The following is a 12,531-nucleotide window of genomic DNA, read 5'->3' as shown; positions in this document are numbered from 1 at the left end:
CGCCAATACCTACTACACGCCGTCCTCGCTCAGCCATTCCGACCCCGCCGATTCGAAATCGACCTATGCGTCCTTCGGCTATCTCAACCCAGGCTACAACGGCACTTCGGTGGGCCGCCTGTTCATGGGCACATCGAGCGCCATTGGCCAGTTCGACTATTCGAACGGCAACTACACCAACGCGCTCAACGAGCAGATGGCGACGCTTTGCAACAACGCCAAGGCAGCCAATATCATGGTGATGACGGTGGCGCTCGACCTGTCGACGACCAAAACCGCCGATCAGCAGGCGATCGAGGCGCTGAAATCCTGCTCGTCGAACTCGCGCTTCCGCAAGGATCCAACGGACGCGAGCAAGCCGGCAAAACTGTTCTGGAATGCCACCGGCGCCAGCTTGTCGAACGATTTCAAGGAAATCGGCAACGAATTGTCGAACCTGCGCATCGTCGGCTGATCCTCAGGCTTCGGGGGCTGGCTGGAACAACGGCTGGCGCCGCCATGCACTTGCGCGCGCCTCCCGGGACAGGCACATCTTGGCCGCCTGCCGGATCGCGCGTCCATTCGCGGCGCGCTGGGGAAGAACAGATGCCCGAAACAGCCAATCATCTCGCCTTCGCGCTGGTCTGCCTCGGCATGGTGCTGACGCCTGGCCCCAACATGATCTATTTGATCTCGCGTTCCCTGTCGCAGGGGCCGAAGGCGGGGCTCATCTCGCTTGGCGGCGTGGCGCTCGGCTTTGTCTTCTATGTACTGGCGGCGGCATTCGGCATCACCGCGCTGCTGCTCGCAGTGCCCTACGCCTATGATGCGCTGCGCTTTGCCGGCGTGCTCTATCTCCTGTGGCTGGCCTGGCAGGCGGTGAAGCCGGGCGGACGCTCGCCATTCGAAGTGCGCGAATTGCCGAGGGACCGGCCGCGCAAGCTTTTCGCCATGGGCCTGATGACCAATCTGCTCAATCCGAAGGTGGCCGTGCTCTATCTGTCGCTGTTGCCGCAGTTCATCAGCCCCGGCAAGGGTCACGTCCTGTCGCAGCTCCTGGTGCTCGGCGCGACACAGATCTCGATCAGCCTCAGCGTCAATGCCGTCATCGCGGTAACGGCCGGTTCAATCGCCACCTTTCTCGCCGGACGGCCCTTGTGGCTGGTCATCCAGCGCTGGATGATGGGAACCGTGCTGGCGGCTCTTGCGCTGAAGATGGCGACAGACGCGCAGCGCTGAGAGTGCAAACCGGCGGTCGCCGCTGTCAGCCGCCGAAGACTTCTTTCAGGAATGCATGAGAGGCAAGGATGGATTGCTCGGCAGCATTGTACTGACCATAGGCCTCGATGCCGGTCTTCAATCCTGCGGAGTCAAATCCGTGACGAGCACCCGGGTAGACGTCAAGCTGCACAGAGCTTCCCTTGCCGCTGCGCTGCGTCATCATCTCCTGGCAATTTTTGGCGGGGGTCCGATCGTCCAGCTCGCCGATCAGGATCAAGGTCGGGACCGCCATGTCGCCATTCGTTGCCGAACAATCCGGATAGTAGGCGATCGCAGCCTTGAATTTGCGCTCCATAAGCCGCTCGTCTCCACCAGACTGCAAGGCCTCGAGCGTTGCGTTCCCGCCAGCGGAGAACCCCATCAACGCAATGCGCCGCGGGTCGACAAAACTGTATTTTGATAGGTATTCCAGAGCGCCGTAGGCGTCATATACGCGATCAACAGGGTGGAGGCCATCACAGGTCTCCTTAATGCCGCGGGTGCTGAAGCTGTCGACGACGAGGACGACGTAACCCCAGGAAGACAGTCGCTCGGACCAGGTTTTCCTTACACTTCGGGGCAAACCTGAACATCCGTGCAGAACCACGACAGCCGGGAACGGCCCCTCACCCGGCGGACGCGTTAAATACCCCTGCAGCGGCGTGCCGGGAACGGCCCTCGGGACGTTGCCGCCCGCTTGCGCAATGCGCTTCTGAAATGGCGTTGGCTCCGAAGCCGCGCTTTCAAACTGCACCGGCTGGTCAGCGCGCGCTGGCGCGGCATGCAGATAGCTACCGATACAAAGGCAGGTCAGACAGACGACCTTGTTGGGCAGTCTCGGCAGGGTGAAGGCCATGGGTGCCTGCTTCGTTACATCGGCCGTCTTATCTGCTGTGCCCGCTCCGGCTCGACCACCTTGCGGTAGAGATGCCAGGTGGCATGGCCGAGCACCGGCATGACGACGGCGAGCCCGGCAAACAGCGGGATCGAACCGATCACCAGAAGCACGGCGACCAGCAAGCCCCACAGCGCCATTTGCAGCGGGTTGGCCATCACCGCCCGGGCCGAGGTCTCGATGGCTGAGACGGCGCCGACGTCGCGGTCGAGCAGCAGCGGGAAGGCAACCACAGTGGTGGCCAGCACGATTACGGCAAAGACAAAGCCCGCGGCATTACCGGCAAGGATCAGCGTCCAGCCCTTACTGGTGGTCAGCACGTCGCGGATGAAGCCGCCGATCGAGGCCGGCGGCTGGTCTCCGAACAGGCCAGTGTAGATCGATTGCGCGGTGTAGAGCCACAACAGGAACAGCGCCACCAGCATGACGCCGATGACGGCGATCGACGGGATCGCGGACGAGCGCCGGACATCAAACGCGTGCCGCCAGGAGGTGTTCATGCCGAGCTCGCGCCGGCGGCTGATCTCGTAAAGGCCGAGCGCCGCAAACGGCCCGACCAGAGCGAAACCCGACATCAGGGGATAGATGAGCTGGATGGCATTGGCGCCGGACGTCCACTGCGTCAGGATCAGGCCGACGATGGGATAGATCAGGCACAGGAACACGTAGTGCGATGGTTTTGCCCAGAAATCCTCGAACCCGAGACGCAACGCATCCCAAAGGTCCGACGTGGTGATGCGGCGCACCGTCGGCTGCACATGCATTCCACGTGCGTCCGCCATGACATGAAAGCCGGCCATAACCTTCCTCCCGTGTGTCGGGGCGGTCACCGCCTGGATGGCCGCCAGAGCTGCCACTTCAAGATCGAGAAGCATGATAGCAGAGTTGGCGGCGATTGTCGCCGGGTCAATGGCCTGGGGAGCAACTCCTCGTTGTGTTCAACTCTCCGTATGGCCTCTCATATGGCGTACCTTGGCAGACCTTCGTTTTGGCCAATCATTGTGCTGCATTTTAGCATTTACGCATTTTAGCATTTACTTAAATTACTCGTAGGGATCCCTGGCGTATCACCTGAGCTTTACGAGTTTCGGCGAGGGACTATGTTCGCATTGAAAGCCTTCTGGTCTTCGGAGCGCGGCAACTTTGCCATAACGACCGCCTTCGCTATGCTGCCAATAATGATTGGTTTGGCCGGCGCCGTCGATCTGATCGGCACGAGCCATGACGCCTCGCAACTCCAGAACTCGCTGGACGCGGCTGGGCTCGCCATCGGCACGAAGTTCTCTCCCGATATGGCGGCTGGCGATGTCCAGCAGCTTGGGCTGCAGTTCTTCGCCGCCAATATGAGCGCGGCCGACCAGCAGGAATATTTGGGCAGCGTCTCCGCTTTCGCGGCAACGGCAAGCGGCAGTCCAAGCGCCTACTTTATCTCGCTGTCGTCCAGCATAAGCCGCCCAAGCTTCATCAGCGCCTCGGCCCCCTGGCAGGCCTACCGCTCGGCCTCGGTCAAGATAAAACCTGGCGCGCAGGCCTGCGTGCTGGCGCTCGATCCGCATGCGTCCGCCGCCGTGAACCTGCAGGGCTCGACCAACGTCTCGATGGACAATTGCGTGATCGCGGCGAACTCGGACGCGTCGGATTCCGTCAACAGGGGTGGTTCCGCACTGGTTTCGGCCGGCTGTGTCTCAACCGTCGGTGGCACCAGCGGGCTGTTGCCACCCAGCGCCAGTCTCGCCTGCGGAACGCCGCACGAACATAGGTACGCATCCTTTGATCCATTGGCCGACGTCGTTCCTCCCCCTTACACATTGTGTTTGCCTGTCCCGAACGGCAAAACCTACACGCTGTCGCCCGGCACTTATTGCGACAAGACATTATCGGGGAACATCACGCTTAATCCGGGCGTCTACATCATGCGCGGCACCACCATAAAGCCAGGGGGAAACGGCAGCCTGACTGGCCAGGGCGTGACCATTTTCCTCATGGAAAGCGCTCAGATCTACATAAATGCCAATGAGAAGGTGAACCTTTCCCCGCCCACCAGCGGCCCTTATGCTGGCATCACCATTTTCCAGGATCACGGCAACACGTCTGCCCTGACATTGAATGGTGGCGCAAATTCCGTGCTCAGCGGTTTCATCTACGCGCCGGACGCGCCCATTTCCTACGCCGGCAATTCTGATATGAGCGCCCAGGGCGACTGTCTCAGGCTTGTCGGCAATACGATACAGATGACCGGGAACTCGTCCGTCAAGTCCGACTGCGCGGCGGCGCTTGGAAATCGCACAATGTATGCCGATCGGATGATCACTCTGGTGAAATGAGAGACAACCTGACGTGCGGCGGCGCCAGCGGTAGCGTTGAGAAAAATGGCGGTAACGCACGGCCGGATCGGTTTCGATGCGAGGCGCAATCCGGCCAGCCTGGGATAGGCAGCGCCGTCGATCGCCTGGTGAAATTCCGCCCAGCATGCCACGCCGATCAGCGTTGTACCGGCCAGCGTCAGTCTGTCGCCCCCTCTTCGATTTTCGCCGCCCTGCCCGGCAAAAGCCATGATCGCTATTATCTCAGAGGCATGACCATAGCGAAAATCGAAACCCACCCGATCCCGAAGCTGAACAGGCGCATGGTGCTGACCGGCCTCGCAGCCCTGGCGGGGCTCGCCGCCTGCAGCACCGTTTCACTGCCAACCGGCGAAGGCGCCGGGGTCTCCTCCTCCGCCACCAGCACGCTGGCCAGCATCCGCGCCTCGGCCGGGCTCGCGCCGCTGGTCCCCGACCGGCAGCTCGAACAGGCCGCCCTGCAGCAGGCAGGCTACATGGCGCAGCGCCGCCGCATGAGCCACACCACCGGCTGGGGCAAGGATTTCGCCTCGCGCGTCAGGGACAATAGAATTTCCGGTGCCGCGGCGGAGAACATCGCCGAGGGTCGTTTCGACCTCGATAAGCTGTTCGACATCTGGGTGCATTCACCAGGCCATCGCCGCAACATGCTCGACCCGCGCTTCACACGCTTCGGCCTTGCCTATGTGCGCGACGGCAGCGACAGCAAGCTCCGTTACTGGAGCCTCGTGCTCGGAAAATAGGAAAACGTGCCGGTTCGGTGCGCCACACCCAAGACGATTTGATGGAAAGCTAGTCCATATGCGCCGCCGGCGCGCCGCCGGCTGGCGCCTGCTTCGGCTTGCGCAGCAGGAAAACAAACGGGATGGCAAGCAGTGTCATCACCATGAGTATTTTGAAGTCGTTGACGTAGGAGATCATCATGGCCTGGAGATTGACCATGCGATCGACCTGCGAGAGCGCCGTTGGGTCGCCGCCTGCGGCCGCCGGCGAGACAGCCCACAGATTGGGGTTGAACGGATTGATGAAGGCCGAAAGCTCGGCATGGTTGATCTGCGTGTTGCGCACCATCAACACCGTCCTGACCGACACGCCGATCGACGAGCCAAGATTGCGCACCAGGCTGAACAGAGCCGTGGCATCGGTGCGGAAGCGCACGTCAAGCGTGGCGAAGGCGACGGTCGACAACGGCACGAACACCATCCCCATGCCCAGGCCCTGGATGACGCCGGAGCTGATGATCAGCCAATTGTCCATCTGCGGGGTGAAGCTGGACATGGTGTAGAGCGACTGCGCGGTCAGCAGGAAGCCGATGACGACGAGGATCCTGGCGTCAATCCTGCTCATGAGCCGCCCGACGACGAGCATCGAGATCATGGTGCCGACGCCGCGTGGCCCCATGACGATGCCGATGGTGACGGTCGGATAGCCGAAGATGGTCGACAGCATCGGCGGCAGCAGCGACATGCTCGCCAGGATGAGCACACCCATGACGAAGATGAATGCGAGCCCGGTCACGAAATTGCGGTCGAGGAAGATCTTGGGATCGATGAAGGGGTGCTCGGCCGTCATGGTGTGAATGATGAACACCCAGAAGCCGGTGAGCGAAAGACCAAGTTCGATCCAGATCTCGACCGAGGAAAACCAGTCGACCTCGCCGCCGCGGTCGAGCAGCAGCTGAAGCGCGCCGACGCCGAGCGATATCATGGCGAAGCCGAAGAAATCGAAGCCGCGCACGCGCCGCGCGATAGCCGGCAAATAAGCGGCCATACCGAGAAAGGCGACGATGCCGACCGGCAGATTGATGAAGAACACCCAACGCCAGTTGAAATTCTCGGTCAGCCAGCCACCGAGTGTCGGGCCCAGAATCGGACCCAGCATGATACCGGCGCCCCAGATGGCCATCGCCTGGCCATGGCGTTCCCTGGGATTGATGTCGAGCAGGAAGGTCTGCGACAGAGGCACGATCGCGGCGCCGAACACGCCTTGCATCAGCCGGAAGAACACCATGGTCTCCAGGCTCCAGGCGATGCCGCACAGCATCGAAAACACGGTGAAGCCGACCACCGCCGTCAGGAACAGTTCCTTGCGGCCGAAGCGATCGGCCAGCCAGCCGGTGACCGGCGTCATGATGGCGGCGGCAACGATGTAGGAGGTCAGCACCCAATTGATGTTGTCAGGCGAGGCGCCGAGATCGCCGGTCATGGTCGGCAGCGCGACGTTGGCGATCGTCGTGTCGAGCGCCTGCATGATCGTCGCCAACATGAGCGCGACCGTGATCAGGCCGCGATGCGGCACTTCTTTGAAGGGTTCGGGCGTGCTCATGGCGTGGAACTTCCAGCAGGTAACAAAAACGTGTACAAGGGGTTTCCGGGCGGCAACGCCTTCCGTTGAGAGACCCTCGTCGCGGTGGGACGCGATTGTCGATGTGGGGGTTACATCGACTGAAAGTCTCTGATCAGCGGATGCCTGCCGCCCGGAAACATGAGGACCGACGGGTCCGCGTCGGAGATTTCAGACTTCGGCCAGGCCGCTATGCGGCGTGCCCAAACGCTGATCCTTCCAGCTCCTCCCATCAGACCAATCCTGCTATTCACCTCCGCCGCTGGTCCTGCGGCATTCTGTTGACGTTACTGCGCGGCCTCGCCGGCCGTGGCGTGACCGAAGATCGAAGGCAGGCCACGCGCCACGCCGGTGTCGACGGTAACGGTGGCGCTCATGCCGGTGCGCAACGCCATCTTGGCGTCCGCATCGGTCAGTTCGAGACGAACCGGGATGCGCTGTGTGACCTTGACCCAGTTGCCGGTGGCATTCTGGGCCGGCAGCAGCGAGAACTCGGCTCCCGTGCCGGCGCCGATCGCCTTGACCGTCGCCTCGAAGGTGCGCCCCGGATAGGTGTCGACCACGATCTCGGCCTTCTGGCCGGGCTTCATGTGGGTGAGCTGCGTTTCCTTGAAATTGGCATCGATCCAAGTGTCGCCGGTCTCGACCAGCGAAAACAGCGGCGTGCCGGAACCGACATACTGGCCGACCTTGAACGACGAGGCCTGGCTGACGATGCCGTCAGCCGGCGCCTTGACCGTGGTCTGCGCCAGGTCGTAGGCGGCCTTGTCGCGCGCGGCGAGCGCGGCCATCACGGTCGGATGCTTGTCGGTTTCGATGTCGGGATTGCCGCCAAGGGCTGCCTTGGCGCTGATGATGCCTTGCTCGGCAACGGCGAGCTGCTGCTTGGCCTTGTCGAGATCGTTCTTGGCTTCGTCCAGCGACGATTTGGCGTTGATGCCCTTCTGGGCAAGATCGGCGGCGCGGTCGAACTGCGACTGGGCGAAGGCGACCTGGCTGGCATCGGACTTCTGCTGAGCCATCGACTGGCCATAGGCGGCGCGCAACTGCTCGACATTGAGACGCGCGCCCGCCACCGCCGCGTCGGCCTGCGCCAACGCGATCCGGTAGGGCTCGGGGTCGATGGCAAACAGCTCGTCACCCTGCTTGACCAGCTGGTTATCGAAGATGTCGACCTTGACGATGCGGCCGGCCGTGTCGGAAGCGATCGACACCTTGGCCTGCTGCAGATTGGCGTTCTCGGTCTCCTGATAGCGGCCGCCGGTAACCCAGACATAGCCGCCGCCAACAGCCAATGCCGCAGGCAGCGCGACCATCAGCAGGAAGCGGCCCAGCCGGCGCTTTTTCTTCACCGGCGCCGGAGCCGGCTGCACCGGGGGAGCAACGGTCGCCGGGGCCGCGGCCGGCTGCGCCGGCGCTTCCATTTCCAGTTCGGTCACTTTCTCGTCTATCTTGGCTACCGCGTTCATGCTGCTGCGCCCTCTGTGTTCTTCACTTTTTCAATGGACGGCGTCTCGTCGTCGGTCAGGTTGCGGACCATCGCCTCAAGTCCCTCGACGAGGATGCGACGGGCTTCCGGTTTCACGTTGACAAGCGATTCCTCATAGACTTCCCCGGCAATGCTCTTGATCACGGCGTAGGCATCGCTTGCCTTGGGCGTCAGGAAGATCATGCGGACGCGGCGATCGGCAGCGTCGGAACGACGCTCGATCCAGCCTCCCTCCTCCATGCGGTCGACCAGGCGCGAAACGCTGATCGGCTCGATTTCGAGAAGTTCGGCCAGCCGCGCCTGCGCGACACCGTCTTCCTTGGCAACGCGGACCAGAAGCCGCCATTGCGCCGAAGAAAGCCCCAAGCCACTGGCCCTCGCCTCGAAGCGCTTGCGCATCAGGCGCTGCACGTCGTGGATCAAGAAGCCCAATCTGTCGATGCCATCGGAAACCATGAGCGGGATATATAATAAGCGTGCTCACTATTCAAGGTGCCGCAGTGCACACAAAGCCGACAAATGTGCATGACAGCTTTGCCGGGCCAATCATGGTTATCGATTTGCGAACGCATGATGGCCGCGCCGCCTCTCCGCTGGTCGCGTCTGGCATATTGATGTACAGCCGCTGAACAGGATCGGGGGATCAACGCAATGCCGACGCTTTACGCTCTCAAGCCGGCCTTCCAGGGCCGACTGCGGCCGCTGGTCAATCGGCTGGCGGCCATCGGGGTCACCGCAAACAGCATAACCATCCTGGCGGCCGCGATGTCGATAGCCGCCGGCGCGGCCATTGCGATCCGGCATGAATGGCGCTGGCTGCTGTTGCTTATCCCCGTGGTGATGTTCGTGCGCATGGCGCTGAATGCCGTGGACGGCATGCTGGCGCGCGAGCATGGCCAAGCCTCGACGCTCGGCATGTATCTTAACGAGTTGTGCGACGTCGTTTCGGACCTCGCGCTGATCTTGCCTTTTGCCGTCTTTCCGGAATTTGGCGCATGGGGCGTCGTCGCCTTCGCAATATCGGCGGTGCTGACCGAGTTTGCCGGCGTGCTCGGCATCGCCGCCAAGATCGGCCGCAACTATGCCGGGCCGTTCGGCAAGAGCGACAGGGCGCTGGCGCTTGGCGTCGTCGCCGTGCTGTGCGCCCCAGGGCTGTGGCCGGCATCGATCGCGCCATTTGTGTTTCCGGCCATGGCAACGCTTTCGCTGCTGACCGCCATAAACCGGATACGCGCCGGGCTTATTGGCAGCGCCAGCTGAGCATCGAGGCTCGCCATGCCGCCAGTGGGGCCGCCAGAGGGAAAGACCATGATGCACGAACCGGTCGCCGCCGCGGCCACGGAAAGCCTTGCGCGGCAAGCGCAGGAGCGGGTCTTCCGCAGCCATGACGGGACGGAGATCTTCTACCGATTCTGGCCGGCGGCTTCGGCCGATGCCAAAGGCGCGATGGTGCTCTTCCATCGCGGCCACGAGCATGGCGGCCGCATGGCCCATCTCGTCGATGAATTGCGGATGCCGGACCACGCCTTCTATGCCTGGGATGCCCGCGGCAATGGCCGTTCGTCCGGCGAGCGCGGCTATGCCCCGTCCTTCTCGGCGCTGGTGCGCGACATCGACTGCTTCATGCGCGAGATCGCTGAAAGGGATGGCTTCGCCACGCGCGATATCGCGCTGATCGCGCAGTCCTTCGGCGCCGTTCTGGCCGCCGCCTGGGTGCATGACTATGCGCCGAAGCTGCGCGCCATGGTGCTGGCCTCACCGGCCTTCTCGGTAAAACTCTACGTGCCCTTCGCCAAGGAGGGCATAGCGCTCTGGCAGAAGATCAAGGGCCGCTTCTTCGTCAATTCCTACGTCAAGGCGAAATTCCTGACCCATGATCCCGTGCGAATCGCCTCTTTCGAGAGCGATCCACTGATCACGCGGCCGATCGCTTCCAACATCCTGGTCGAACTCTATCAGCATGCAGCCCGCATCGTTGCGGACGCCCGCGCCATCACCGCGCCGACGCAGCTTCTGCTTTCGGGCAGCGATTGGGTCGTGCGCCACGGCCCGCAGCACGAGTTCTTCGTCAATCTCGGCAGCCGCATCAAGGAACGTCATGTGCTGCCGGGCTTCTTCCACGACACGCTGGGCGAACGCGACCGGGCAAAGGCCCTCGACCTGATCCGGCCGTTCCTGGCCAGGCAGTTCGCGGCACCGGATGCGCCGGTCGACCTGAAGCAGGCGGACATTGCCGGCTACACACGCGACGAGGCCGACCGGCTTGCTTCACCGCTCGCGTTGATGTCGCCAAAGGGCCTCTATTGGGCATTCAGCCGCGCCTCCATCCGCATGGGCGCCTGGGTCTCCCAAGGCATGAAGACCGGCATTGCCACCGGCTTCGATTCCGGCTCGACGCTGGATTATGTCTACGAAAACGACGCGCGCGGACTTACGCCCCTTGGCCGCGTCGTCGACCGTGTCTTCCTGGAAGCTATCGGCTGGCGCGGCATCCGCCAGCGCAAGCTGCATCTCGAAGAACTGATCGGCTCTTGCCTGGCAACGCTCAAGACCACTGGCCGGCCAGTGCATATTCTCGACATCGCCGCCGGCCACGGCCGCTATGTTCTCGATGCCATCGTGAAGAGCCCCGACCAGCCGGCGAGCGTGCGTCTGCAGGATTATTCCGACCTCAACGTGCAGCTTGGCCGCAAGCTGATCACGGAGCGGCAATTGCCGGCTGACGTCACGTTCCAGCGCGCCGACGCTTTCGATGCCGACGTGCTCGCCAACGCCGATCCGGCGCCGGACCTCGCCATCGTTTCCGGCCTCTACGAGCTATTCTCGGACAATGCGATGATCGCCCGGTCGCTCGGTGGATTGGCCAGCGCCATGCAGCCGGGCAGCCTGTTGCTCTACACCAACCAGCCTTGGCACCCGCAGCTCGAGATGATCGCCCGCAGCCTGACCTCGCATCGCGGCGGCGAGGCCTGGGTGATGCGCCGGCGCACGCAAGGCGAAATGGACCAGTTCGTCGAAGCCGCCGGTTTCGAAAAGCTCGACCAGCGCATCGACCAATGGGGCATCTTCACCGTCTCGCTCGCGCGGCGCCGCTGAGCAGCATGGTGTCATCGCCTGCATCCGTGGCGCGTGCCGAACCCTATAGCCGGGTGGTCGTCAGGGCAGCCCTGTGGCTGGCCTTCCTGGCGCCGTTCTTCTATCTCAGCTACGGCTTCGCCAACTGGCTGGCGTCGCGGCGCGACGATGTCGGCAGTATCGTGTTCTCGTGGGAGCACGGCATCCCGTTCGTCGCCTGGACCATCGTGCCCTATTGGTCGATCAACCTGTTCTACGGCCTGTCGCTGCTGCTCAACAACGACAGGCAAGGGGTCGACCGTCTGGCCGGACGCTATCTCACCGCGCAAATCGTCGCCGTTATCTGCTTCATCCTGTTCCCGCTGACCGCTACATTCGTGCGGCCGGCGACGACCGGCCTGCCCGGCTTCCTGTTTGCCGTGCTCGGCGGTTTCGACAAGCCGTTCAACCAGGCCCCCTCGCTGCACATCGCCCTTTTGGCGATCATCTGGGATCATTGGCGCCACCGGCTCGGCGGGTTGCTCCTGCCGCTCTGGCACGGCTGGTGCTTTCTGATCGGCGCCTCGGTGCTGACGACCTGGCAGCATCACTTCATCGACATCCCGACCGGCGCGCTGCTCGGGTTCTTTGCGCTGTGGCTGTTTCCGCGCAGCGGCGCATTGCCGTTTGCAGGCTTCCGGCTGACCAACGATGCGAAAGCGCGGCGGCTGGCGCGGTTCTACGCTATGGGCGCCGTCCTCGCGCTGGCCGGTGCCGCGCTCGGTGCCTACGTTTGCGCCGTCGCGCTCTTCCTGCTTTGGCCGGCGCTGGCGCTGGCCATCGTCACCCTCGCCTATGCAGGGGCAGGCGAAAAAGTGTTCCAGAAATCCGCCGATGGCAGCATGACGCTTGCAAGCCGTGTCCTGCTCTTGCCTTATCGCCTCGGCGCCAGGGCAAACATATGGGCCTGGACGCGCAATCTTGCCCCCCAGGTGGCGATTGCCGAAGGTGTCTTTCTCGGGCGCTTTCCCACGGCAAGCGAGGCCAACAGCTTCGGCACGGTCATCGACCTCGCCGCCGAACTCGAAAAGCCGGCGACAACCGATTGCCGCTGGATCAGCTTTCCGATGATCGACCTGTTGCCGCCGCCACTGGCGATACGGCAACAG

The 12,531-nt window shown here is 62.9% G+C and carries 11 protein-coding genes and 1 pseudogene; 7 read left to right on the top strand and 5 right to left on the bottom strand.

The window, feature by feature from the left end:
* Both EOA22_RS10620 and EOA22_RS10615 read left to right on the top strand, forming a co-directional pair.
* Positions 1-454 (top strand): annotated as a pseudogene (locus EOA22_RS10620) (hypothetical protein); the annotation flags it as partial.
* Positions 455-585: 131 nt separating this feature from the next.
* Positions 586-1,218, top strand: a complete 633-nt coding sequence (locus tag EOA22_RS10615) for a LysE family translocator (RefSeq protein ID WP_024504845.1) — start codon at positions 586-588, stop codon at positions 1,216-1,218.
* Positions 1,219-1,243: 25 nt separating this feature from the next.
* On the opposite strand, the gene EOA22_RS10610 is transcribed toward EOA22_RS10615, so the two are convergent.
* Both EOA22_RS10610 and EOA22_RS10605 read right to left on the bottom strand, forming a co-directional pair.
* Positions 1,244-2,095: a dienelactone hydrolase family protein gene (locus EOA22_RS10610; protein ID WP_063167719.1), complete on the bottom strand. Its 852-nt coding sequence runs from the start codon at positions 2,093-2,095 to the stop codon at positions 1,244-1,246.
* 14 nt (positions 2,096-2,109) lie between these two features.
* A complete protein-coding gene (locus EOA22_RS10605) occupies positions 2,110-2,934 on the bottom strand; it encodes a DUF2189 domain-containing protein (RefSeq protein WP_013532367.1) in 825 nt (274 codons plus the stop codon).
* 300 nt (positions 2,935-3,234) lie between these two features.
* Here EOA22_RS10605 and EOA22_RS10600 point away from each other — a divergent pair, with 300 nt between their 5' ends.
* Together EOA22_RS10600 and EOA22_RS10595 are read left to right on the top strand one after the other, a co-directional pair.
* Entirely contained in the window at positions 3,235-4,458 is a 1,224-nt protein-coding gene (locus EOA22_RS10600; protein WP_027163217.1) for a TadE/TadG family type IV pilus assembly protein, read from the top strand.
* Positions 4,459-4,709: 251 nt separating this feature from the next.
* Positions 4,710-5,219: a CAP domain-containing protein gene (locus EOA22_RS10595; RefSeq protein ID WP_063167718.1), complete on the top strand. Its 510-nt coding sequence runs from the start codon at positions 4,710-4,712 to the stop codon at positions 5,217-5,219.
* A 49-nt stretch (positions 5,220-5,268) separates the two neighbouring features.
* Here the strand turns inward: EOA22_RS10595 and EOA22_RS10590 are convergent, their stop codons facing one another.
* The 3 genes from EOA22_RS10590 to EOA22_RS10580 all read right to left on the bottom strand — a co-directional run bounded on the left by EOA22_RS10590 (position 5,269) and on the right by EOA22_RS10580 (position 8,764).
* Positions 5,269-6,801 (bottom strand): DHA2 family efflux MFS transporter permease subunit, encoded by a 1,533-nt coding sequence (locus EOA22_RS10590; RefSeq protein WP_127389958.1) that lies wholly within the window; start codon positions 6,799-6,801, stop codon positions 5,269-5,271.
* A gap of 305 nt (positions 6,802-7,106) precedes the next feature.
* Complete coding sequence (locus EOA22_RS10585) at positions 7,107-8,288, bottom strand: HlyD family secretion protein (protein ID WP_013532371.1); 1,182 nt, start codon at positions 8,286-8,288, stop codon at positions 7,107-7,109.
* Positions 8,285-8,764, bottom strand: coding sequence for a MarR family transcriptional regulator (locus EOA22_RS10580; RefSeq protein WP_063167717.1), 480 nt, complete (start codon positions 8,762-8,764; stop codon positions 8,285-8,287). The genes EOA22_RS10585 and EOA22_RS10580 overlap by 4 nt, the downstream gene beginning before the upstream one ends.
* Positions 8,765-8,959: 195 nt before the next feature.
* On the opposite strand from EOA22_RS10580, the gene EOA22_RS10575 reads away from it, so the two are divergent.
* The 3 genes from EOA22_RS10575 to EOA22_RS10565 form a co-directional block, all read left to right on the top strand.
* On the top strand, positions 8,960-9,568 hold the full coding sequence (locus EOA22_RS10575; protein ID WP_063167716.1) for a CDP-alcohol phosphatidyltransferase family protein: 609 nt from the start codon (positions 8,960-8,962) through the stop codon (positions 9,566-9,568).
* A 48-nt stretch (positions 9,569-9,616) separates the two neighbouring features.
* Positions 9,617-11,404: a bifunctional alpha/beta hydrolase/class I SAM-dependent methyltransferase gene (locus EOA22_RS10570; protein WP_181172674.1), complete on the top strand. Its 1,788-nt coding sequence runs from the start codon at positions 9,617-9,619 to the stop codon at positions 11,402-11,404.
* Between the two features lie 5 nt (positions 11,405-11,409).
* A partial coding sequence (locus EOA22_RS10565; RefSeq protein ID WP_164755357.1) for a phosphatase PAP2 family protein occupies positions 11,410-12,531 on the top strand: 1,122 nt, incomplete at its 3' end.

It is taken from the genome of Mesorhizobium sp. M7A.F.Ca.US.014.04.1.1, assembly GCF_003998745.1.
GTDB classification, from domain to species: Bacteria; Pseudomonadota; Alphaproteobacteria; order Rhizobiales; family Rhizobiaceae; genus Mesorhizobium; species Mesorhizobium ciceri.
Note: the sequence above shows the minus strand (reverse complement) of the source record. Positions and strands in the feature narration are given on the sequence as shown.